The organism is Neorhizobium sp. NCHU2750, assembly GCF_003597675.1.
Classification (GTDB): domain Bacteria; phylum Pseudomonadota; class Alphaproteobacteria; order Rhizobiales; family Rhizobiaceae; genus Neorhizobium.
Genome location: NZ_CP030827.1, coordinates 1,062,441 through 1,083,209, shown reverse-complemented (window position 1 = coordinate 1,083,209; position 20,769 = coordinate 1,062,441). Strand labels below are relative to the sequence as shown.

Here is a 20,769-nt window from a genome sequence, read left to right as displayed (position 1 = left end):
GCAAAGCTTTAGGCTTTCCCGGTCGGCATCTTGGGTGACGACGCAGGAACACCAGCAGGGAGGCAGGCATGGATCCGATCGAGAATGTGCTGAAGACGAAGATCAACAACGGCACCAAATGCTTTGGTATGTGGTTGCATTCGGCCTCGCCGGCTGTCGCCGAGATCGTCGCCCATGCGGGACTCGATTTCGTCATCATCGACCAGGAACACGGCGTCGGCGACCTCGACAATGCGATCGCGATGATGCGCGCCCTTCTCGGCACCGACACCGCCCCGATCGTCCGGGTTGCCTCCAGCGATCCGACCTATCTGAAGCGCATCGTCGATGCCGGCGCACAATCCATTCTCGTGCCGATGGTCGATAGCGCCGAAGAGGCCAAGTCGGTGGTCGATGCCTGCCTTTACCCGCCGCACGGCAAGCGAGGCAATGCTGCCGGCGTCGTGCGCGCGTCGCGTTACGGCCTTGTCGGCGACTATGTGGCGCGGGCGCATGAGCAGATGCTGATCATCCCGCAGATCGAGACGGCACAGGCGGTGAAGAATGCCAGTGCGATCTCGTCGGTCGAGGGCGTCGACGTCGTATTCATCGGGCCGTCGGATCTTTCCGGCAGCATCGGCCTTCCCGACCAGACCGGGGCACCAGAGGTCGAAGCGCTGATCACCGAGGCCTATGCAGCGATCCGAAAGGCCGGGAAGCCGGCCGCTACCGTGCCGCGCGACGGCCGCTCCTGGCAGGCCCTGTTTGACGACGGGTTCCAGCTGGTCGCAACCGGCAGCGATCTCGCCTATATAAGGCAGGCGGTGCTTGCCCAGGCGAAGGAGCGGAGCGAGTGGTCGAGGCGATAGGCCAGGCCTGCAGACGGCATAAAAGATCCGGTTGACAACGGCCCGCCCTCGCGCACCTACTCCCAGTCGCCACCGGCCAATTCGATTATCAAGAGTTGAGTCGGTTGCTTCTTCATCGCGCCGCCTGGGGGTCGCCGTGGTCGAAACAATATCAAAGCTGCAGCCGAGCACCGCCCCTTCGGGCGGTATCCGCCTGATCGCCGCCAATATGCCGGCGAGTTATTTCGGCATCGTGCTCGGGCTCGCGGGCCTCGGCAATGCATGGCGTGCGGCCGGTCGCGCCTGGGCGATGCCGGCGATCATCGGCGATGTTATCTATTTTGTTGCGGCGCTGGTCTGGGCTGCACTGGTCATGCTTTACGGGATCAAGGCGGTGACGGCACCGGCAAAGCTTGCCGCCGAGGCCGCCCATCCGGTGCAATGCTGTTTCATCGGCCTTGCCGGGGTCTCGACCATGCTGATGGCCGGCGGCCTCGTGCCCTACTCGGCTGTCGGCGCCTCTATCCTGTTTGCCGCCGGTTTTGCCTTCACGCTGGCCTTCGGTGTCTGGCGCACGGGAGGATTGTGGCATGGCGAACGCGATCCCGCCACGACAACGGCGGTGCTCTACCTGCCGACGGTTGCCGGAAGCTATGTCTCGGCCACGGTCATCTCGGCCCTCGGCCATCCCGAGATCGGCCAGCTTGCCTTCGGCGCGGGCCTTTTCGCCTGGCTCGCGATGGAATCCGTGCTGCTCAACCGGCTCCTGACCGGGCCGACGCTCGCCGTGCCGATGCGGCCGACGATCGGGGTGCAGCTTGCCCCGGCGCCGGTCGGCGCGGTTGCCTATATCGCCGTCAGCGGCGGCACGCCCGATCTCTTCGCCCATGCGCTGATCGGTTACGGGGTGCTGCAGCTTCTCATTCTCGCGCGGCTTTGGCGCTGGATCGGCGAAGCGGGTGCGGTGCCGGGTCTCTGGGCCTTCAGCTTCGGCATGACCGCGATTGCCACGGCGCCGACCCTGCTTGCCGCCCATGGCGATGGCGGCGCAATCCCAACGCTCGCGCTGGTGCTGTTCACGCTTGCCAATCTCGTGATTGCAGGACTGAGCATCATGACGCTTTCGCTGCTGGTGCGGGGCAGGATGTTTTCGGCGGCCTGAGGAACACCGTCTTCCTGAGAGCAAGGCGTCGGATTCCGCCTGGCAGCAATGCCTCGCCAATCTCGCGAGACTGGTAGAGCCGAATATAGAAGGGTAGCGGAGCCTTTTGGCGCCGCCCGCCCCTATTCGAACCTGAAGGCCAGTCGCTTGCCGGTCAGTTTGGCCAGTTGCTGCAGGCGGCCATCGAGGCGTTCTCCGGCAAAATTGGCGTATTCGTGCGGCACGACGAATTCGAGATCAAGGTCCGGCGTCATCGACTGGCGGAAGGTCAGGTGGTGCACCAATCCCGGCATGGAGGCGGAGAACAGGTAGACGACCCGCAGCAGGCCACCGAGCAGCTTGGCGAGTTCCAGAAGCCGCGGCGTGGCGATCGTTGCCAGCGCATCCGTGGCGTTGTTGTCGCCGACGCCCTCGAAGCGGTAGTAATTGGCAAGCGCCAGATAGGCGCGGCCGGGATGGGTGATGCCGACGAAGGAGGAATGGGCGATGACGTTCATCGCCTGGGCACCGCGGTAATCGGGATGGGCACGCCAGCTGATATCGGCCACAAGGCAGGCAGCTTGCCGGTAGCGGCTTTCCTCTTCCGTCTCGGCCACGCCGAAGAAGGGCACCATGCGACCGGTCCAGTCGGCGAGTTCGCGGGCGTGTTCGGGCGAGCGGGCACGCAGGATGGCAAGATGGTCGGCTGCGACAAGAAGCGGATCGGCCTCGCGCTCCGCGTCCGGCAGCAGCGAATAGAGATAGCCTTCGCGCACGCCCTGGGCCGAGAAGGTGATCCTGGCCGGCTTCATGACGTTCAGGACTTCCTGCATGGCAATCGCGCCATAGGGCAGAAGCGAGCGGCGGTTCTTGGACACCGCCTGCCAGGCGGCATCCTTCGAATCCTTGGCGTCGATCACCTCTTCAAGGAATTTCTGCATGTCCTGAAACGACAGCTCATATCCCTGCATCATGTGCAGCGGATAGTCGATCATCTCCATGTGCAGCTTGGCGATGTTGCGCCAGGTTCCGCCGACGGCATAGAAGGTTCGCCCTTCGCCCTTTTCCAGAAAACGCGCGGTGTTGACCTGCTTGCGGGCGAAGTTGCGCGCCTTGGCGAGCGAATTGCCGGAGGATTCCGACAGTCTCAGGCCGCCCAGCGGAAGCGTGATGCCGCGGCCGAATTCATGGCCCTTGATGTCGATCAGCTCGAGCGATCCACCGCCCAAGTCACCGGCAATGCCGTCGACGTCATGGAAGCCGCTGATCACGCCGAGAGCGGAGTATTTCGCCTCTTCCTCGCCGGAAAGGACCGAAATCTTCTGCCCGAGGATTTCCTCGGCACTTCGGATGAAATCCGGGCCGTTGCTCGCCTCGCGGGCGGCAGCGGTTGCCAGAACGTAGATATCGGTGGCCTGTGCCTGGTCGGACAACGCCTTGAAGCGCCTCAGGGCAGCCAGCGCACGGGCGACGCCTTCGTCGTCCATCCGGCCGTTGGCGCCGAGCCCCTTGCCGAGGCCACACAATACCTTTTCATTGAAGAGAACCGTCGGGGCACGCGTCAGACCTTCGTAGATGACCACGCGAACCGAGTTCGAGCCGATGTCGATAACGGTCACAGGGGCGATTCCCTGGAGCCGCCCCTGAGCTTCAGAACGTACCATACTGCCTATTTCTTACGACCGGACATAACCCCGGCAATCAGTTTCGGTGCACTTGACTTCAAGGCTTCCCCGCGGCCGGACAGGCTGGGGTTGGTCATGAAGTAGTGCTGGGCGTTGAAAGGCTCCTCACCCTGCCGCACCTCCATGCGCCTTGACGTTCCGTCGGGCAGTATCTCGTAGCTCTGCTGGTTGTCAATCAGATTGCCCAGCATAATCTGTGATAGAACCTGTTCATGCACCGTTGGGTTGAGCAGCGGCACCAGGGTCTCGACGCGGCGATCGAGATTGCGCGGCATCATGTCCGCCGAGCCGATATAGACGAGCGCCTTGTCGGACGGCAGGCCCTGACCGTTGCCGAAGCAGAAGATGCGGCTGTGTTCGAGGAAGCGGCCGACGATCGACTTGACGCGGATCTTGTCGGAAAGCCCCTTCACCTGCGGACGCAGGCAGCAGATGCCACGCACGACGAGATCGATCTCGACGCCGGCATGGCTTGCGCGATAGAGCGCATCGATGATTTCCGGATCGACGAGCGAGTTCATCTTCATCCAGATCGCGGCTGGACGACCGGCCTTGGCATGGGCGATCTCCTCCTCGATATGGCGCAGGATGCGCGGGCGCAGCGTATAGGGCGAAACCGCCAGCTTCATGCTTTCCTTCGGCTCGCCGTAACCGGTGATGAAGTTGAAGATATTCGCCATGTCATGGGCGATCTTCGGATTGCAGGTGAAGAAGGACAGGTCGGTATAGATCTTGGCGGTGATCGGGTGGTAGTTGCCGGTGCCGAGGTGGCAATAGGTGCGAAGTTTGCCGTCTTCACGGCGCACGACCATCGACATCTTGGCATGGGTCTTCAGTTCGATGAAGCCGAACACGACCTGCACGCCGGCGCGCTCGAGGTCGCGTGCCCAGCGGATGTTCGCCTCTTCGTCGAAACGGGCCTTGAGCTCGACCAGCGCCGTCACCGACTTGCCGGCTTCGGCCGCGTCGATCAGCGCCCGGACGATCGGACTGTCGTTGGAGGTTCTGTAGAGGGTCTGCTTGATGGCAAGCACGTCGGGATCGCGGGCGGCCTGCAGGAGGAACTGCACAACCACGTCGAAGCTCTCATACGGATGGTGGACCACCATGTCCTTTTCGCGGATGGCAGCAAGGCAATCGCCAGCATGGTCGCGAACGCGCTCCGGAAATCGCGCATTGTAGCTTTCAAACCGCAGGTCCTCGCGCGGCGCCTTGGTGATTTCCGACATGGTGTTCAAGGCGAGCAGGCCGGGCAGAACCGCAACGCGGTTATCCGGCACGCCGAGCTCCTGCACCACGAACTGGCGCAGCGATGCCGGCATTTCACTGTCCGTCTCGATGCGGATGACCTTGCCGCGGCGGCGGCGCTTCAATGCCGTCTCGAAGAAGCGCACCAGATCTTCGGCTTCTTCCTCGACTTCAAGATCGCTGTCGCGGATGATGCGGAACGTGCCGGCACCCTTGACCTCGTAGCCGGGGAAAAGCCGGTCGGTGAACATGCCGACCACGTCTTCGAGCGTGATGTAGCGGATCGTCGTGCCCTCATCCGGCAGGCGAACGAAACGGTCGAGCGTCGTGGGCAGGCGAAGCAGGCCGGTCATCGGCTCCTTGCCGTGCAGGCTGTGAAGCTGCAGGCCCATGGAGAAACCGAGATTGGGGATGAAGGGGAACGGGTGCGCCGGATCGATCGCAAGCGGCGTCAGAACCGGAAAGAGATCCTCTTCGAAATCGGTCGCGAGCCACGCCTTGTCTTCGGCGGACAGAGCATTCGGGCGAACGATGAGGATGTCTTCCTGCGCCAGATATTGCTGCAGGACGGCGAGCGAAGCCTGCTGCTCCATCTGCAGGTTGTCGATTTCCTGAAGGATTGAATCGAGCTGTTCGGCCGGCGTCTTGCCGTCGGGGCTGCGGATGACGATGCCCTGACGGACCTGGCCTTCGAGGCCGGCGACGCGGACCATGAAAAATTCATCGAGGTTGGCGGCCGAGATCGACAGGAAGCGAACCCGCTCAAGAAGAGGATGAGCCGTATTCAGCGTTTCTTCCAGAACGCGCCGATTGAACTGCAGCCAGGAAAATTCTCGGTTGATGAAGCGGTCCGAACTCGACAGCTGCTCCTCGAAGCTGGGCACCGCCTCGACTTCCCTGACTTCCTTGACGTCCTTGATTTCCTGCGGTTCGGCGATCTGGTCCATGGCTCCGTCCTCTTACCTTCAAGCCTCTCGGCGGTATAACGTTTTGACGACGGAACTGTGACAGTCAACTGCCGTCGTCGCCGCCATCTGCACGACTATCCGCCTGACCATAGTTTTCCAGCACTTCGGCCGCGAGTGCGCGGTTGATGCGGGTTCCACGGGCAAGCGCCAGTCGGTCCAGCTGGTCGACGACGCGCTGGGCAGCTTCCAGCGACCGTTCCATCCGGGTGACGATATAGCCCACCAGTTTGTCATCAATGTTAAGCTGACGATCGGCAAAAAGCTTGATGATGACCTGGGCCAGCAAATCCTCGTCCGGCTCTCCGATTTCCACCACCGTCGCGGCCTTCAGCCGCGACTTCAGATCCGGCAGCTCGACCGGCCAGGAGATCGGCCAGAGCCGCGAGGTGAGAAGCAGCGTGTGGCCATGCTGGCGCACGGCGTTGATGACGTGGAAAAGCTCGGTGTCGTCGAAACCGCGGCGATCGGCATCCTCGAACAGGACGGGACCGGATGCTGCGACCTGCGATGCATTCGAGCCTGCCGTCGGGTGGATCTCGACGGCCGCGGAATGCTCGCGCCAGATATGGGCGAGATGGGATTTCCCGGATCCGACCGGACCGGCCAGCACGACGACGGGCGACGGCCAGTTCGGCCATTCATCGACGAGCGAAACCGCAGCGGCAAGCCGCTCCGAGACGAGCAGGTCGTCGCGGCCACGTGCGGTCGCATGGGAAAATTGCAAAGGCAGTTGTTCGCCCTTGCCTGCCGGGCGGTCTTTCGTCTCGGTCATCAACGTTCAGCTGTTCTTCGGGCCTTCGATCTCGCGGGCGGGAGCTGCCGCGTCGGCCGTGTGATGCTCGACCACATGCGGCGGCGCTTCTTCCCAGGGGAGATCGGCGGATCGTCCATAATAGATGTCGCTGTCAAGATACCGCTTCAGGGCGAAGCGGACAAGCACGCCAACCACCGCAGCCGCCGGAACGGCCATCAAAAGGCCGACGAAGCCGAACAGGGCGCCGAAGGCAAACAGCGCAAACATCAGCCAGACCGGATGAAGGCCGACGCTCTGACCGACCAGTTTCGGCTGAAGCACATTGCCTTCGAGGAACTGGCCGGTGAAGAACACGCAGGCGGCAGCGATGATCCAGGGATAATCCGGCCAGAACTGCACGACCGCCACGCCGATCGCCATCACCAGGCCAAGCAGCGAGCCGATATAGGGGATGAAGGAGATCATGCCGGCAACGAAGCCGATCAGCAGGCCGAAATTCAGGCCCACCAGCGACAGACCGACCGCGTAATAGATGCCGAGGATCAGGCAGAGCGAGCCCTGGCCGCGAATGAAGCCTGCCACCGACTGATCCATCTCGCGGGCGATCTGGCGGACCACCACGACCTGGTCGCGCGGGATCCAGCTATCGACCTGGGCGACCATGCGGTCCCAGTCGAGCAGGATGTAGAAGGCGACGACCGGGGTGACGACCAGAAGCGACATGACGTCGACGATCGCCTTGCCGGAATTCCAGATCTGCGCCAGCAGCGAGCCGATGAATCCAGCGCCCTGGCTCAGGACCTGGGAGAAATTCTCCTTCACGGTCTCGATCTGGCTCGACACCCAGGGCGGCAGGAAGGAATTCTGCGGGCTGGAGATGATCTGCTGCAATTCGGTGATATAACCGGGGACGGCAGCGGCAAACTGGGTGAACTGGCTGATGATGATCGGGATGACCAGCATCAGGGCGAGCGCGAAGATGGTGACGAAGCAGACGAGGATGACGACCGTCGCCATGGTGCGGCTCAAGCCCCGGCGCTCCAGCCAGTCCGCCACCGGATCGAGGAAATAGGCGAGCGCCATGCCTGCCACGAAGGGCAGAAGGATGGACGAAAAGAACCACAGGAACAGGATGAAGCCGACAAGGACGCCGATCCAGAACAGGATGTGGCGCTTCAGGCTTGCGCCACTGACGTGGTATGGCATGTCTGCTCCTTGATCGGATCGTTTGTCGACGGATTGCGCTTTACTGTGGCATATGAGGGGCTTGGCCTGCGAGGTCAAGCGCGGCCTCAGGTTACATGTCAGGCTTATGGTCATGCCTGTGAAATGCCGTCAAAACATGGCCGAAACGCTTGCATATCCGGGCGCATCGTGCAATTGGCGGCAGCTTATAGTTCCCTTTGGGTCCGGACTGGAGATGGAATATGAGCGAGGCAGGCAAGAACGGTCTCACCTATAGCGATGCAGGCGTCGATATCGATGCGGGCAACCTGATGGTCGAGAAGATCAAGCCGGCGGTTCGTTCCACCCGGCGTCCCGGCGCCGATGGCGAAATCGGCGGCTTCGGCGGCCTGTTCGACCTCAAGGCTGCCGGTTTCAACGACCCGATCCTGGTTGCCGCCAATGACGGCGTCGGCACCAAGCTGAAGATCGCCATTGACGCCGATTTCCACGACACGGTCGGCATCGACCTCGTCGCCATGTGCGTCAACGATCTCGTCGTGCAGGGCGCCGAACCGCTTCTGTTCCTAGACTATTACGCCACCGGCAAGCTCGATCCCGACCAGGGTGCAGCGATCGTCAAAGGCATTGCGGCGGGCTGCGTCGAATCCGGCTGCGCGCTGATCGGCGGCGAAACGGCGGAAATGCCGGGCATGTATTCCGACGGCGATTATGACCTTGCCGGCTTTGCCGTCGGCGCTGCCGAACGCGGCCAGCTGCTGCCGGCCGGCGACATCGCTTCCGGAGACGTCATTCTCGGCCTCACCTCGTCCGGCGTGCATTCCAACGGTTTCTCGCTGGTGCGCAAGATCGTCTCGCTTTCCGGCCTTTCCTGGGACGCCCCTGCCCCGTTCGCCGAGGATAAAAAGCTCGGCGAGGCTCTGCTGACCCCGACCCGCATCTATGTGAAACCGCTTTTGAAGGCGATCCGCGAGACGCATGCGCTGAAGGCACTTGCCCACATTACCGGCGGCGGTTTCCCGGAAAATATCCCGCGCGTCCTGCCGAAGCATCTCGCTGCCGAGATCGAACTTGGCAATATCCCGGTCCCGGCCGTGTTTTCGTGGCTGGCGAAGACCGGCGGCGTCGAGCCGAAGGAAATGCTGCGCACCTTCAACTGCGGCGTCGGTATGATCGTCGTCGTGGCTGAAGAGAATGCCAAGGCGGTCACCGAGGTGCTTTCGGCCGAAGGCGAAACCGTGGTGCAGCTCGGCCGCATGGTCGAGCGCGCCGAGGGCGGCGCCGGCGTCATCTACAAGGGCACGCTCGGCCTGTAATTCGCGAAGGGTGAGATCATGGACTCGGCCAGGAAGCGCCTCGTCGTCTTCATTTCCGGCGGCGGCTCCAACATGGTGTCACTGGCCGATGCGTGCGCCGTCGAAGATTTTCCGGCCGAAATCGTCGCCGTCATTTCCGACAAGCCGACCGCTGGCGGGCTCGCCAAAGCGGAAGCCCGTGGCATCAGGACCTTTGTCTTCGAGCGCAAGGCCTATGCCGACAAGGTGGCGCATGAGGCAGCGATCCTTGCCGCACTCGCGGACCTGAAGCCGGACATCATCTGCCTTGCCGGCTACATGCGGCTGATATCGGGCGATTTCATCCGCCCCTATGAGGGCCGCATCCTCAACATCCACCCTTCCCTGTTGCCGCTTTTCCCCGGCCTGCACACGCATCAGCGCGCTATCGATGCCGGAATGAAAATCGCCGGCTGCACCGTGCATTTCGTCACCGAAGGCATGGATGAAGGACCGATCGTGGCACAGGCGGCCGTGCCGGTGATTGCCGGCGATACGGCCGACACGCTGGCTGGCCGGGTGCTGACCGTCGAGCACAAGCTCTATCCGCTGGCGCTTGCGCTGCTTTCCGAGGGTAAGGTGAGGATGGTGGATGGACGGGCAGAGTTTTCCGGCCTTCTGTCAAAGGATGACGCCAAGCTCATTTCGCCGGCGCTCTAAAACACAGCGTGACTGACTCGACAAGGTTACGCGTGGCGCGTATTTTTGTACGCATAAGGCGTACAAAAAGGCTGCCATCATGAACAAGCATGCCACAGCACGCAGCGTCACGGAAATGCCGTCGATGGATATCGATGCGGTCTCGCTCCGTCTTGGGGTATCCAAGCGCGAGCTTGCCGAAACCGCAGGCCTATCGGCCAACAGCTTGCAGCGAAAAGAACGGGCACAGGCTCCGGCCGTCGTTGCGCGCATCGGCGAGATGGCCGAGATCATTCATCGCGTGACTGATTGGGCCGGAAGCGAACGGCAAGCGCTCGCATGGTACCGTGCCGAACCGCTGCCGGCTTTTGGCGGCCGGACAGCGGAAAGCCTGGTCAAGAGCGGCAAGGCCGCTGCCGTACGGGATTATCTCGATCATCTGGCACTTGGCGGCTTCGCTTGAGATTTCAGGGCGTCTGCTATCGCGCCCATGATCCGCGCTGGGCGATCAGCCCGGTTTCGGGGGATGGCGCGGCAATCCGCGGTGCCCGTTTCAATCCCAAAGGTGTGCCGGCTCTCTATCTTTCCACATCGATCGAAGGAGCGATCACCGAGGCAAGCCAGGGTTTCGGGCATAAGATCCACCCACTGACGATCTGCTCCTACGATGTCGATTGCGGCGGGATCGCCGATCTTGCCGATGACAATGTCAGGCAGGAGCTTGGCATTACACTCAGCACCATGTCCTGCGCATGGGCAAGTGCCATCGCGGACGGCGAGCGCCCCCTCTCGTGGACAATCTACGACCAACTGTCCAAGTCTCATGCCGGCATTCTCGTGCCCTCGTTCGCGCATAGGGCAGAGCCGTCGGTCCGCAATGTCGTGCTCTGGCAATGGTCGGCCGAATTGCCGCATAAAGTCGAGGTTATCGACCCGACGGGACGATTGCCGAAAAACCAGAAGTCCTGGGATGACTGATCACCTGGCCCTCAAGCCGCCATGATCTGCAGCGGGTGCAGCGTGCCGTCGCTGTAGACGAAGCGGCCGTCGCGGAAGGTGGCGCGGATGCGGTCGACGTCGCCGGTCTCGATGACGACCAGATCGGCGCGCTGGCCGATCGAAATCTCGCCACGGTCGGTGAGACCTGCCGCACGGGCGGCATTCGAGGTTGCCATGGCCACGGCCTTGGGCAATCCGATGGTCACGATATCGGCGAGCTTGAAGATGGCCGGAACGAAGGCTGCCGGGTGATAGTCGGCGGCGATGGTGGACAACAGACCGGCGCTGGCGGCATCGAGCGCACTCAGGTTTCCCGACATGGACTGGCCGCGCAGCGCATTCGGCGCGCCCATCAGGGTGAAGAGGCCGCGGCGTATGGCTTCCTCGGCGGCGGCCATCGTCACCGGAAACTCGCTGATCGTGACGCCGAGCTCGAACATCTCGATGACCTTCTCGACACTGTCGTCGTCATGGGACGCCAGCGACAGGCCGTGTTTCTGCGACAGCGCCACGATTTCCTTCAGCCGCGCGTCGATATCCGGGTTGCTGCGCATCTCGATGCGCCTGTCGATCATCTCCTTGGCCGTCTCGATCGAGATCGAGCGGCGCTCGGACATGCTCAGCACATAGGCCTCGATATTGTTGTACTGGCCCTGGCCCGGCGTGTGATCCGTCAGCGAGACCATGTCGATCTCACCAGCCTCGAGCAGGCGCTCCAGTGTTGCCGCCGCACCGACATTGGTGATCTCGTAGCGGGCATGGACGCGGTGATCGATCAACAGATCGTCACGCAGGCGGTTGATCCCCTCGATGACGGCCGAGGTCGTTTCCAGCGAGCGGACATTGCCATAGACGCTTTCGGTGGCAAATGACACTGCGGCATAGGCGGTCGTCACGCCATGGGCGGCAAGCTTCTTGTCGAGCTCGTGAATGCCGAAATCGATCGGCATGTCAGCCTTGGGGCGCGGGGAAATCTCGCGCTCGATCATGTCGCCATGCAGGTCGACGAAGCCCGGCATGAGATAGCGGCCACCGCCGTCGATGACGGCATCGGCGACCGGCTCATCGCGGATCTCGGCAATCGCTCCGTCCTCGATCCTCACCGATCCACCCTCGACGGTCTGGTCCGGCAAAACGAGGGTGAAATTGCCGAGCCACATGATCATCTCCTAATGCTTCGGTACTGCAAGGCTGGAGCCGATAGGCGTGTTTCGTGACAGTCGTATGAAGCTATCGCATTTCATTCAGCCCGTCTGCTCAGGCGGCGGCGAGTTCCGCCCGATGCAGCATGGCCCATTGCAGAGCGATGATCGTCTTGGCGTCGGTGATCTCGCCGGTACCGATCAATAGATAGGCGGCATCGAGCCCGATCGTGACGATCTCAATATCTTCCGCCTCGCCTTCGAGACCACCGCCGAGGCCGACCTTCTTGCCGGCATCGATAGTGGCGACGAAGAGCGACAGCTTTTCCGTCAGGGCGCCGGGGCTTGCATGGACCTCGCAGATATATCTCGCCTTTTCGATGCTGAAACCGGTCTCTTCCATCGTCTCGCGCACCACCGCATCGGCGGGCTCTTCGCCGTGATCGACGAGGCCTGCAGGGATTTCCAGCATATAGGCCGGATCGCCATTGGCAAAGGCGCCGAAACGGAACTGGCGGACGAGCACGACCGTGTCGTCTGCTGCGTCGTGAAGGAGAATGGCCGCCGCACTTCCGTGATCGTGAACCTCGCGATCGACGGTGACGACCGAACCATCGCGCAGGCGCTGTTCGAAGGTCATCATTTCCAGATGGACGAAGCCCTTCCAGAGGGTTCGTCTGGAGACAAGGCGCACCCGCTCGGTTTCGGAAGTGTCGATATCGATCATGTCCGTTCCTGTCATTGTGATTCGCGGCGATGATGCAGGATCAGGTCTTGCGAAGCCATACCTTGTTGTCGTGCACCGCGGCACCGCCGAAGGGTGCGACAGGGTCGGCGCCGGTCAGGACATTGATCCCCTCCCCGTCGAGATGGGCGTCGTTCGGCCAGAGGCCTTCGGCGATCAACACGCCGGGCTTTGCACCGGGCACCAACTTCGCGTGGAGGCGGATTTCGCCGCGCCCGTTGCCGAGGCGGACGACATCGCCATCGACGATGCCGAGGCCTTCAGCATCGGAGGGTTCGATCATCACTTCCGGGCGGCCTTCCTTCTGGATCGAGCTCTTGGTTTCGGCAAAGCTCGAATTCAGGAAGCTGCGCGACGGCGAGGTCGCCAGCCGGAACGGATGTTCTTCATCCGCCGTCTCGATCACCTCGACATGGTCGGGAAAGCGCGGCAACTCGGCGTGGGGGCCGAGGGGGCCAACGCTTTCCGGCGTGCGATCCGGCGACGGGCCATTCAGCCAGTCCGGAGAAAAACGAAACTTTCCATCCGGATAGCCGAAACCCTTGATGTAATGGGCGGTATCGAAATCCGGCTGGGCATCGATCCATTTGTCGGCCTTCAGGTCGTCGTAGGAGCCCCAGCCACTATCGGCCAGGATCCGGTCGATATGGCTGCGCTCGTCCTTGCCGAAACCGGCGAAATGATCGACGCCGAGGCGTTTTGCCAGTTCCTCGATTACGAAGAGATTGGTGCGCACCGTCTCCGGCGGCTCGACCAGCTTCGGCCCGAGCAGGATATGCTGCTGACCGCCGGCGCGGTAGAGGTCGTCATGTTCGAGGAACATGGTGGCCGGCAGGACGATATCGGCAACCTTGGCCGTGTCGGTCATGAACTGTTCGTGGACGGCGACGAAGAGGTCATCGCGCAGAAAACCCTGCTTCACGAGGCGCTGTTCGGGGGCGATGTTCATCGGATTGGTGTTCTGGATCAGCATGGCCGTCACCGGCCCACGATGACGCAGCGCCACGGCGTCGCCGGTCAGCACGCGGCCAATCTGAGATTGGTCGAGCATGCGGATGTCCGGGTCCATATAGGCCGTGCCCATCAGCTCGGACTTGTTCAGCCGGAAGATCCCACCATTGTTATGGAAGGCGCCGCCGCCTTCATATTGCCAGGAGCCGAGCACGGTTGCGACGGAGAGTGCTGCATGCATGGCCGCCGTGCCGTTGCGCTGGCGGGAGAAACCGTAACCGAGGCGGAAGAAGGTCTTCTTCGTCGTACCGATGAGTTTGGCGAAGGCCTCGATCTCCTCGACAGGCAGACCGGTGATAGCGGATGCCCATTCCGGCGTGCGGGTCTTCAGATGCGCTTCAAGACCTGCAGGGTCATCGGCATATTTTTCCATATAGTCACGATCGGCATGGCCGTCGCGGAAGGCGATATGCATCAGGGCGCAGGCAAGTGCCGCGTCGGTGCCGGGACGCAGGACGATCTTGACGTCGGCCTGTTTCATCGTCGGATTGTCGTAGATGTCGACGACGACGATCTTGGCGCCTCGTTCCTTGCGGGCCTTGACCGCATGGGTCATGACATTGATCTGGGTGGCGACCGCATTGGTGCCCCAGATGACGATGCAATCGGACTTGGCCATTTCGCGCGGATCGGGACCGCGCAGGGCACCGGTGCCCATCACATAGCCGGTCCAGGCCATGTTGGTGCAGATCGTGCCCATGAAGCCCGAATATTTCTTGGCATGACGCAGGCGCTCGATACTGTCGCGCTGCACCTGCCCCATCGTGCCGGCATAGAAATAGGGCCAGACGGCTTCCGAACCATGCTTGGCCTCCGCCTTGACGAAGGCATCGGCAATCTCGTCGAGTGCTGCCTCCCAGGAGAGTTGCTGCCAGGCGCCTTCACCCTTGGCGCCCTTGCGGCGCTGCGGCACCATGAGGCGGCCGGGATGGTAGATGCGCTCGGAATAACGCGCGACCTTGGCGCAGATGACGCCGGCCGTGTAGCTGTTGTCGGAAGAGCCGCGCACCCGGCCGATCTTGCCGTCCTCGGTCAGGTCGACATCGAGCGCACAGGACGACGGACAGTCATGCGGACAGACGGTATGGCCAACGGAATTGTGGCCAGGCTTGCTTTTGGCGGTGATGGGGGTCGCGATGTTCATGGCTTTTCTATATTGCAACCAAGAGACAGCCAAAAGCGTCATTTGGCAGGTATCAATTTAATTCACGCGAGACACGAGCCCCGATGAACTACCGGCATATCTACCACGCGGGCAATTTTGCCGATGTTCTGAAGCACGCCGTGCTGGCGCGGCTCGTCCGCTACCAGCAGAACAAGGACAAGGCGTTTCGCGTGCTCGACACCCATGCGGGGATCGGGCTCTACGACCTGTCGTCGGAAGAGGCGCAGAAGACTGGCGAATGGGTGGATGGCATCGGCCGCCTGATGGAGGCGGAACTGCCGGAGAATGTCGCCGAGATCCTCGAACCCTATTTGGCGTCCGTACGGGAATTGAACCCCAAGGGCGGCATCAAGCTCTATCCCGGCTCGCCGAAGCTCGCCCGCATGTTGTTTCGCCCGCAGGATCGCCTGTCGGCGATGGAACTGCATCCGGACGACTATAATCGCCTGCACAATCTGTTCGAGGGTGATTTCCAGGTTCGCGTCACCGAACTCGACGGCTGGCTGGCACTCGGGGCGCATCTGCCGCCGAAGGAAAAGCGCGGCATCGTGCTGGTCGACCCGCCGTTTGAAGAGGCCGGCGAGTACGAACGGCTGGTGAAGGGGGTGGCACACGCGCACCGGCGCTTTTCCGGCGGCACCTATTGCCTCTGGTATCCGATCAAGAAGGGCGCGCCGATCAAGGCGTTCCATGAGGAACTGCAGGCGCTCGAAATCCCGAAAATGCTCTGTGCCGAGCTTTCGGTCAAAAGCGATCGCGAGACGACGGGGCTCTCCGGCACCGGCCTCATCATCGTCAATCCGCCCTTCACGCTGAAGGACGAGCTGCATGCGCTTCTGCCGGTGTTGAAGACGCTTCTTGCGCAGGACCGGTTTGCCTCGCAGCGCGCTTTCTGGCTGCGCGGCGAAGAGAGCGGGCAGCGCGGCGACGACTGAGCATCAGGCCTTTACATCACGCCTTCGCATCATGCCTTTTCCGGCGGCTTTGCGCGTTGCATGTCGAGCGGCTCCTGGCGATGAAACTGGGAGCGTTCGAAGACGAAGATCACCACCAGCGCCATGATGAAGGGCAGGATCAGGTAGAACAGCCGAAACACCAGAAGTGCGGCGATCACGTCTGCAGGGTTCATGTCCGGCAGGCCCATGACGAAGACCAGTTCCAGGACACCGAGCCCGCCCGGCGCATGCGACAGAAGCGCTGCCGAAAAGGAGACGAGAAAGATCCCGAGCACGATCATGTAGCCGGGGTTACCCGCTTCCGGCAGGGCGAAATAGATGATGCCGGCAGCGCCGATCAGCTCGACCGGAGCGACAAGCAATTGCGGCAGCACGACACGCGGGGCCGGATAGACGATATTGACGCTGCCGAGTTTCGACAGGCGAAGGGTCAGCGGCTTCAGTTTCATGAAGCTCGCCAGCACATAAAGCGCGATCAAGAACAGCAGGACATAGCCGGTCGCTGCGGTCGCCTCGACCGGTATCAGATCGCCGAAACGGTCGATCAGCTCCGGTTCGATCACCAGAATGATTCCGATCAGCATCATCGTCCCGAGGATGAAGGTGACCGAACACATGGCAATGAGGACGCCGATCTCGGCCGGCGCCATGCCCTTGGTCGAATAGGCCCGGTAGCGGACCACCGCACCGGAGACGACCGAGGCACCGACATTGTGCGACAGCGCATAGGTGGTGAAGGAGCAGACGGTGATGAAGAACCAGTCGATCTTGCGGCCGAGATGCATCAATGCGATGCGGTCATAGGCGGCCAGAGCCCAGTAGGCCAGCAGGCTGGAGGCGGCGGCCAACAACCAGTGCCGCGGGGCGATGGCAGCAAGGCTACCCCACAGGTCATCGAGCGAAAGCCCCCTCAATTCCTTGTAGAGAAGCCAGGCCGAAAGCGCTATCGTCAGGCCGCCTATCGTCGGCCACAGGTATTTCTTGAATGTCATTAAGCCGTTTTTCTCTTCACTCCCCACCTCGATCACTGCATGCAGCGCTCGGCGCATTTACAGTTTATCCGGCTGGACACTGAACATTCAACATTTACAACGCTCTCGTGTTCCAGAGATGGGGATTCGTGACCATGATGAAGAAATCGACAGCCATCCGCGAGTTGCTTTTTGCCGCAGCGGGCTTGCTGATCGGGTTGATATCCGCCCTCACCCCGGCGAGCGCCGATCAGGACCGCGCAGGCGTGTTCGATTTCTATGTGCTTTCCCTGTCCTGGTCGCCGACCTTCTGCGCCGGCGATGACGGCGAGCGTAATGGCCAGCAATGCGGCCTCGACAAGCATTTCCGCTTCGTCGTTCATGGCCTGTGGCCGCAATATGAGAAGGGCAGCCCGGATTTCTGCCGCACTTCCGAGCCGGAGCGCGTGCCTCGCGGACTTGGCCAGACCATGTTCGACATCATGCCGTCGATGAGCCTTGTCGGCCATGAATGGCGCAGGCATGGAAGCTGCTCCGGCCTTGACCAGAAGGCCTATTTCGACACCGTGCGACGGGCCTTCGAACATGTCGCCATTCCCGCCGATCTGGCGCGTGGCGACCGGCCGCTCAGTCTTTCGCCGAATGATATCGAGAACAAGTTCATTGCCGCCAATCCCGGCATGACGCATCAGGGGATCGCCGCAAGCTGCGGAGGCCAGCGCCTCGAGGAGATCCGCATCTGCATGACCAAGGACCTGCAGTTCCGAGACTGCGCGGAAGTCGACCGGAGCGGCTGCCGTATCGGCCAGATCACGCTGCCGGCGGCGCGCTGAGACAAATCGAAAGAGGACATCCGATGAAAATTCTCTATTCGCCCGCTTCGCCCTATTCAGCGAAAGTGCGCATGGCGGCCCGCCATCTCGGCATTGCCCTGACCGAAGTCAGGACGGATACGACCAATGCCCCGCCGGAACTGATCGACAACAACCCGCTCGCCAAGATCCCGGTGCTGATCCGTGATGGCGAGGCACCGATCTACGACAGTGTCGCGATCATGCATTTCCTCGACCGCATGTCTGGCGGCAAGCTCTATCCGAAGAAGGAGGAGAAGCGGACCGAGGCCGAGGTGCTGGAGGCTCTGTGCGACGGCGTGACGGACTGCCTGCTTGCAATCGTCTACGAGCATCGCTTTCGCGACGAGGACAAGGTGCATCAGCCGTGGATCGACCGGCAATGGACCAAGGTGGTCCGCGCCCTCGATTACCTGGAAAAGAACCTGCCGAAGACAGGCAAGAAACTGCATGGCGGCCATTTCGCGCTTGCCGCAATGATCGGCTATCTCGACCTGCGCTTCAACGGCCAATGGGCCGAAGGCCGGCCGGAACTCGCCTCCTGGCCGGATACGTTCGCCAAGAAGTTCTATCACTATGCGGAGATGAAGGCTGCGGCCTGATCTGTCTAGCAGGCGCAGGCCTCTCCTTTCTCTAAGCTGGCGCGAATAGAAGAAAGTCCCCTCCCCACCATGCCGGGGTTGAGCCACGGGTCTCAACCCGTCCTTCGGACCCCCCACTAGGGGGAGGGCTTAACCCAGCCGCACTGTCTGCTCCCGGATTGGGCAGGAGTTCGCCGCTTGTCCTCTCCCCCCTTGTGGGGGAGATGGCCGGCAGGCCAGAGGGGGACTTTGCCCCGCGAAACAAGAAAGACCAAAGGCAATCCTCCGCCGCAGCTCAACCTCTGCGGCACTTAGACTTTCCTCCTACTCCTCCAAGCGCCTGAATTGCTTGCCCTCGCTCCTTGCTCCGCTACTATTGGACGAGCGGCGGGAGGCCGTGATGGAGGAAATCGGATGAAACTTACGCAACTGACGCGGCGCGCCGCGCTCGTTCTGGCCGGCAGCGCTTTGTCGGCCCTTTCGCTCGGTCAGCCGGCCTTGGCGCAGAATTTCCCGGACCGGACGATCACGCTGGTGGTTCCGTTTGCCGCCGGCGGCTCGACCGATGTGGTCGGCCGGGTGGTGGCGCAGAAGATGGGCGACATCCTCGGCCAGCAGGTGGTGGTGGAAAACGTTGCCGGTGCCGGCGGCAATCTGGGCGCCGACCGAGTGGCGCGCGCCGATCCGGACGGCTACACGATCCTCATGGGCACCGTCGCAACACATGCGCTCAACCCTCTGATCCTGAAACAGAAACCCTATGATCCGGAAAAGGATTTCGCGCCTGTATCACTGCTCGTCGTGGTGCCCAACGTGCTGGTGGTCAATCCGAAGCTCGGGGTCAACAGCGTTGCGGAACTGATCGCACTGCTGAAGAAGGAACCGGACAAATATTCCTATGCGTCTTCCGGCAACGGCACGCCGCTGCATCTTTCGGGCGAGCTGTTCAACGCCATGGCGGGCGTGAAGATGCAGCACGTGCCCTACAAGGGGGCCGGGCCGGCGCTGAACGACCTGATCGGCAACCAGATCTCGATCATGTTCGACAACCTGCCCTCCTCCTCCGGCCACATGAAGGCCGGCACGCTGAAGGCGCTGGGTGTGACGACCAAGGAGCGCGCACCATCCTTCCCCGACGTGCCGACCGTGGCGGAGACCGTGCCGGGCTACGAGACCTATACCTGGAATGCCCTGTTTGCGCCGGCAGGTACGCCGCCCGAAGTCGTGGCAAAGCTCAACGAGGCGGCCAATGCGGCATTGAAGGACCCGGCCGTCGCAGCGCGGATGAAGGATTTTTCCGCCACGATCGTCGGCTCGACGCCGGAGGAACTCGGGAAACACGTCACCGCGGAACTCGCCAAGTGGGGACCGGTGGTCAAGAGCGCCAATATCCAGATGGACTGACCGGCGGGTCTTGCCTCAGACACGAAAAAAGCCCGCGGCATTTGCGCCGCGGGCTTCCCCAGCCTTTGAAGGCTCTGTTCAGGATCAGAACTTGACGCCGATACCGAGCTTGACGCTGTTGTCGTCGTAGCCCTTGGAGAAGGAGCCGCTATCGAGGTTGTAGTCCTTGGCACCGAAATCGGTGTAGCGGTATTCGAGGCGCGCCGTGATGTTGTTGGTGATCATGGCTTCAGCACCGGCACCGACCGTGTAACCGACGGCGGTCTTGCTTTCCGACGAGGTTGCGTCAGACAGCTTGTTGTCCTGCAGGGCAACACCGGCCGTACCATAGATCAGGAAGGGGTTGAGGTCGTAACCGATACGGCCGCGAACGGAGCCGTTCCAGCCAGCCTTGCCTTCGAGATCCGGGCTCGTGCCGTGCTTTTCGCCGTTATAGGCAACATCACCTTCGATACCGTAGACGATCTTGCCGCTCTGCCAGTTGTAACCGGTGTAGAGACCACCACCTGCACCGTCGGCCTTGTGGTCGCCGCCGCCGAAACGACCCCAGTCGTAGGAGCCGGTTGCACCGAGGTAGTAGCCCTGCCAGTTGCCGACGGCCGGAGCCGGCTCGTCAACGGCTACGGGGGCCTGGGGAACCTGTTCTACGGCATCGGCAGCGTTTGCCGAAGAGATTGCGATGAAGCTGGCAGCCGAAGCCATAAGAGTTGCGACGAGGATACGCATATATTTTCTCCTTTAGGCGCATCGCCCCGGAAGCTTTCGGGCTTTCGGAAATCACGATGCGTAGTCTCACAAGTGCCACAGCGTCCTACAGAAACCCTCATGGGCGCCTGGCGCTGCAGTCCTGCCGGGAAAGGCGTCACATCAACATCGTTGGCGACAGCTTTGTTCCCTGCTGGCTGAGGAGAAATTTGGAATCCAATTGAGGAATTGAAAGAGCCGAATTGTGAATTGATTGCGGCGGTCAGGCGGCTAAATTTCGATGTTGCTTCATCGCAACATGTATTTTATTAACCTTATCGAAATACTAATTCGATCATTCGCCACTTCATCTTTCTTTCTTATTTCTTACCAAGAGATATTTCTTCGGTCAATCGCCACTTTTTATTTAGAATTCGACCGCAAATAATCTCGCGCACACTTTCTGTGCAAGCTTAGAC

19 protein-coding genes are annotated in these 20,769 nt (G+C 61.7%); 10 read left to right on the top strand and 9 right to left on the bottom strand.

Annotated features, from left to right (window positions below; genetic code table 11):
- Nucleotides 1-68: 68 nt before the first annotated feature.
- Together NCHU2750_RS05360 and tehA are read left to right on the top strand one after the other, a co-directional pair.
- Nucleotides 69-848: an HpcH/HpaI aldolase family protein gene (locus NCHU2750_RS05360; protein ID WP_119939509.1), complete on the top strand. Its 780-nt coding sequence runs from the start codon at nt 69-71 to the stop codon at nt 846-848.
- A gap of 136 nt (nt 849-984) precedes the next feature.
- Nucleotides 985-1,989, top strand: a complete 1,005-nt coding sequence (gene tehA, locus NCHU2750_RS05355) for a dicarboxylate transporter/tellurite-resistance protein TehA (protein ID WP_245480340.1) — start codon at nt 985-987, stop codon at nt 1,987-1,989.
- 122 nt (nt 1,990-2,111) lie between these two features.
- Here the strand turns inward: tehA and ppx are convergent, their stop codons facing one another.
- From ppx to NCHU2750_RS05335, 4 genes are all read right to left on the bottom strand, one after another.
- Complete coding sequence (gene ppx / locus NCHU2750_RS05350; RefSeq protein ID WP_119939508.1) at nt 2,112-3,632, bottom strand: exopolyphosphatase; 1,521 nt, start codon at nt 3,630-3,632, stop codon at nt 2,112-2,114.
- A 5-nt stretch (nt 3,633-3,637) separates the two neighbouring features.
- Nucleotides 3,638-5,848, bottom strand: a complete 2,211-nt coding sequence (locus NCHU2750_RS05345; protein WP_119939507.1) for an RNA degradosome polyphosphate kinase — start codon at nt 5,846-5,848, stop codon at nt 3,638-3,640.
- 64 nt (nt 5,849-5,912) lie between these two features.
- The gene (hdaA, locus tag NCHU2750_RS05340; protein ID WP_119939506.1) at nt 5,913-6,641 is read right to left on the bottom strand and encodes a DnaA regulatory inactivator HdaA; all 729 of its coding nucleotides are present in this window, start codon (nt 6,639-6,641) and stop codon (nt 5,913-5,915) included.
- 6 nt (nt 6,642-6,647) lie between these two features.
- The gene (locus NCHU2750_RS05335; RefSeq protein ID WP_119939505.1) at nt 6,648-7,829 is read right to left on the bottom strand and encodes an AI-2E family transporter; all 1,182 of its coding nucleotides are present in this window, start codon (nt 7,827-7,829) and stop codon (nt 6,648-6,650) included.
- A 221-nt stretch (nt 7,830-8,050) separates the two neighbouring features.
- Between NCHU2750_RS05335 and purM the strand changes: the two genes are divergently transcribed.
- The 4 genes from purM (at nt 8,051) to NCHU2750_RS05315 (ending at nt 10,759) form a co-directional block, all read left to right on the top strand.
- On the top strand, nt 8,051-9,124 hold the full coding sequence (gene purM, locus NCHU2750_RS05330) for a phosphoribosylformylglycinamidine cyclo-ligase (RefSeq protein ID WP_119939504.1): 1,074 nt from the start codon (nt 8,051-8,053) through the stop codon (nt 9,122-9,124).
- Between the two features lie 18 nt (nt 9,125-9,142).
- A complete protein-coding gene (purN, locus tag NCHU2750_RS05325; RefSeq protein ID WP_119939503.1) occupies nt 9,143-9,802 on the top strand; it encodes a phosphoribosylglycinamide formyltransferase in 660 nt (219 codons plus the stop codon).
- 79 nt (nt 9,803-9,881) lie between these two features.
- Nucleotides 9,882-10,244 (top strand): MbcA/ParS/Xre antitoxin family protein, encoded by a 363-nt coding sequence (locus NCHU2750_RS05320; RefSeq protein WP_119939502.1) that lies wholly within the window; start codon nt 9,882-9,884, stop codon nt 10,242-10,244.
- On the top strand, nt 10,241-10,759 hold the full coding sequence (locus NCHU2750_RS05315; protein WP_119939501.1) for an RES family NAD+ phosphorylase: 519 nt from the start codon (nt 10,241-10,243) through the stop codon (nt 10,757-10,759). Before NCHU2750_RS05320 ends, NCHU2750_RS05315 begins: the two co-directional genes overlap by 4 nt.
- A gap of 11 nt (nt 10,760-10,770) precedes the next feature.
- Here the strand turns inward: NCHU2750_RS05315 and NCHU2750_RS05310 are convergent, their stop codons facing one another.
- The 3 genes from NCHU2750_RS05310 to NCHU2750_RS05300 form a co-directional block, all read right to left on the bottom strand.
- On the bottom strand, nt 10,771-11,940 hold the full coding sequence (locus NCHU2750_RS05310; RefSeq protein ID WP_119939500.1) for an alpha-D-ribose 1-methylphosphonate 5-triphosphate diphosphatase: 1,170 nt from the start codon (nt 11,938-11,940) through the stop codon (nt 10,771-10,773).
- A 97-nt stretch (nt 11,941-12,037) separates the two neighbouring features.
- On the bottom strand, nt 12,038-12,649 hold the full coding sequence (locus NCHU2750_RS05305; RefSeq protein WP_245480339.1) for an NUDIX domain-containing protein: 612 nt from the start codon (nt 12,647-12,649) through the stop codon (nt 12,038-12,040).
- A gap of 40 nt (nt 12,650-12,689) precedes the next feature.
- On the bottom strand, nt 12,690-14,822 hold the full coding sequence (locus NCHU2750_RS05300) for a molybdopterin-containing oxidoreductase family protein (protein ID WP_119939498.1): 2,133 nt from the start codon (nt 14,820-14,822) through the stop codon (nt 12,690-12,692).
- An 83-nt stretch (nt 14,823-14,905) separates the two neighbouring features.
- Here NCHU2750_RS05300 and NCHU2750_RS05295 point away from each other — a divergent pair, with 83 nt between their 5' ends.
- Nucleotides 14,906-15,778, top strand: a complete 873-nt coding sequence (locus NCHU2750_RS05295) for a 23S rRNA (adenine(2030)-N(6))-methyltransferase RlmJ (RefSeq protein WP_119939497.1) — start codon at nt 14,906-14,908, stop codon at nt 15,776-15,778.
- A gap of 29 nt (nt 15,779-15,807) precedes the next feature.
- On the opposite strand, the gene NCHU2750_RS05290 is transcribed toward NCHU2750_RS05295, so the two are convergent.
- Nucleotides 15,808-16,791, bottom strand: a complete 984-nt coding sequence (locus NCHU2750_RS05290) for a lysylphosphatidylglycerol synthase domain-containing protein (protein ID WP_119942980.1) — start codon at nt 16,789-16,791, stop codon at nt 15,808-15,810.
- A 137-nt stretch (nt 16,792-16,928) separates the two neighbouring features.
- Between NCHU2750_RS05290 and NCHU2750_RS05285 the strand changes: the two genes are divergently transcribed.
- The 3 genes from NCHU2750_RS05285 (at nt 16,929) to NCHU2750_RS05275 (ending at nt 19,606) form a co-directional block, all read left to right on the top strand.
- Nucleotides 16,929-17,603 (top strand): ribonuclease T2 family protein, encoded by a 675-nt coding sequence (locus tag NCHU2750_RS05285; RefSeq protein WP_119942978.1) that lies wholly within the window; start codon nt 16,929-16,931, stop codon nt 17,601-17,603.
- A gap of 23 nt (nt 17,604-17,626) precedes the next feature.
- Nucleotides 17,627-18,223: a glutathione S-transferase gene (locus NCHU2750_RS05280; protein WP_119939496.1), complete on the top strand. Its 597-nt coding sequence runs from the start codon at nt 17,627-17,629 to the stop codon at nt 18,221-18,223.
- Between the two features lie 393 nt (nt 18,224-18,616).
- The gene (locus tag NCHU2750_RS05275) at nt 18,617-19,606 is read left to right on the top strand and encodes a Bug family tripartite tricarboxylate transporter substrate binding protein (protein ID WP_119939495.1); all 990 of its coding nucleotides are present in this window, start codon (nt 18,617-18,619) and stop codon (nt 19,604-19,606) included.
- 84 nt (nt 19,607-19,690) lie between these two features.
- Here the strand turns inward: NCHU2750_RS05275 and NCHU2750_RS05270 are convergent, their stop codons facing one another.
- Nucleotides 19,691-20,332: an outer membrane protein gene (locus NCHU2750_RS05270; protein WP_119939494.1), complete on the bottom strand. Its 642-nt coding sequence runs from the start codon at nt 20,330-20,332 to the stop codon at nt 19,691-19,693.
- Between the last annotated feature and the right edge of the window lie 437 nt (nt 20,333-20,769).

What these genes read in the sequence shown, in the direction of transcription:
- NCHU2750_RS05290 (WP_119942980.1), bottom strand. Translation starts at nt 16,791, where the DNA reads ATGACATTCAAGAAATACCTGTGGCCGACGATAGGCGGCCTGACGATA.
- NCHU2750_RS05285 (WP_119942978.1), top strand. Translation starts at nt 16,929, where the DNA reads ATGAAGAAATCGACAGCCATCCGCGAGTTGCTTTTTGCCGCAGCGGGC.
- NCHU2750_RS05295 (WP_119939497.1), top strand. Translation starts at nt 14,906, where the DNA reads ATGAACTACCGGCATATCTACCACGCGGGCAATTTTGCCGATGTTCTG.
- hdaA (WP_119939506.1), bottom strand. Translation starts at nt 6,641, where the DNA reads ATGACCGAGACGAAAGACCGCCCGGCAGGCAAGGGCGAACAACTGCCT.
- purN (WP_119939503.1), top strand. Translation starts at nt 9,143, where the DNA reads ATGGACTCGGCCAGGAAGCGCCTCGTCGTCTTCATTTCCGGCGGCGGC.
- purM (WP_119939504.1), top strand. Translation starts at nt 8,051, where the DNA reads ATGAGCGAGGCAGGCAAGAACGGTCTCACCTATAGCGATGCAGGCGTC.
- NCHU2750_RS05310 (WP_119939500.1), bottom strand. Translation starts at nt 11,940, where the DNA reads ATGTGGCTCGGCAATTTCACCCTCGTTTTGCCGGACCAGACCGTCGAG.
- NCHU2750_RS05280 (WP_119939496.1), top strand. Translation starts at nt 17,627, where the DNA reads ATGAAAATTCTCTATTCGCCCGCTTCGCCCTATTCAGCGAAAGTGCGC.
- NCHU2750_RS05300 (WP_119939498.1), bottom strand. Translation starts at nt 14,822, where the DNA reads ATGAACATCGCGACCCCCATCACCGCCAAAAGCAAGCCTGGCCACAAT.
- NCHU2750_RS05320 (WP_119939502.1), top strand. Translation starts at nt 9,882, where the DNA reads ATGAACAAGCATGCCACAGCACGCAGCGTCACGGAAATGCCGTCGATG.
- NCHU2750_RS05335 (WP_119939505.1), bottom strand. Translation starts at nt 7,829, where the DNA reads ATGCCATACCACGTCAGTGGCGCAAGCCTGAAGCGCCACATCCTGTTC.
- NCHU2750_RS05275 (WP_119939495.1), top strand. Translation starts at nt 18,617, where the DNA reads ATGAAACTTACGCAACTGACGCGGCGCGCCGCGCTCGTTCTGGCCGGC.
- NCHU2750_RS05360 (WP_119939509.1), top strand. Translation starts at nt 69, where the DNA reads ATGGATCCGATCGAGAATGTGCTGAAGACGAAGATCAACAACGGCACC.
- ppx (WP_119939508.1), bottom strand. Translation starts at nt 3,632, where the DNA reads ATGGTACGTTCTGAAGCTCAGGGGCGGCTCCAGGGAATCGCCCCTGTG.
- NCHU2750_RS05345 (WP_119939507.1), bottom strand. Translation starts at nt 5,848, where the DNA reads ATGGACCAGATCGCCGAACCGCAGGAAATCAAGGACGTCAAGGAAGTC.
- NCHU2750_RS05270 (WP_119939494.1), bottom strand. Translation starts at nt 20,332, where the DNA reads ATGCGTATCCTCGTCGCAACTCTTATGGCTTCGGCTGCCAGCTTCATC.
- NCHU2750_RS05305 (WP_245480339.1), bottom strand. Translation starts at nt 12,649, where the DNA reads ATGATCGATATCGACACTTCCGAAACCGAGCGGGTGCGCCTTGTCTCC.